Raw genomic sequence first — 607 nt, forward strand, 5'->3', positions numbered from 1 at the left:
GAGTTTGTTCTTGCCCACGGTCAGGTGCGCAGCGAATTCAGGCGATCCGGACCGATCGTCTTGGTGGAGAATGATTTTCAAGGCGCAGGCAAACAGAGGCTTTTTCTCTTTCGGGGGTTAATCGAGCTGGCGCGTTCGGGCGATGACGGCAATTACAGCCAGCACTTTACGTCAAATCTGGAAGCATTCTGGCCTCTGAAAGTTGGCGCTCGACGCACTTTTGAATTTCTGCCCCTCGAAACTACCAAAATCGAGGATAAGTGGTCACTGACCCTTGCAGTTACGAAGCGGCGCGCCTTTCCGATTAAATTCTGCAATTATGAGGTGTTTTATGTGACCTACGACATTCGTAAAAACGGCAAAGAGGAAGAACGATGGACAGCGGTTTATTCGCCGGATCTGCGCGCCACGGTGGCGAAGATTTACGATGAGGGGACGGAAGACGAAGAAATTGTCGCCTATAATTTGATTGCGCCTCTGAAGCGGTGACGGTTCTACTGCGCTTGAATCAGCTCCAGAAAGCCCGCAAAAACAGCTCAGCCCCAAGCAATAGCAGGCAGATGAGGAACCAGCGCCTGAATGTCGCGGGAGTGACGATGCGGCGGAT

Annotated in this window: 1 protein-coding gene and 1 pseudogene; one reads left to right on the forward strand and one right to left on the reverse strand. The window is 52.2% G+C overall.

Features of this window, described 5'->3' with window-relative positions:
* Positions 1–489 (forward strand): hypothetical protein (locus tag AB4Z23_RS27840; RefSeq protein WP_441361222.1); only part of this gene is annotated, 489 nt, incomplete at its 5' end.
* Positions 490–508: 19 nt separating this feature from the next.
* On the opposite strand, the pseudogene AB4Z23_RS27845 reads toward AB4Z23_RS27840, so the two are convergent.
* Positions 509–607: pseudogene (locus AB4Z23_RS27845) on the reverse strand (sulfite exporter TauE/SafE family protein); the annotation flags it as partial.

The sequence above is a fragment of the Agrobacterium sp. MCAB5 genome (genome assembly GCF_052114365.1).
GTDB lineage: Bacteria > Pseudomonadota > Alphaproteobacteria > Rhizobiales > Rhizobiaceae > Agrobacterium > Agrobacterium tumefaciens.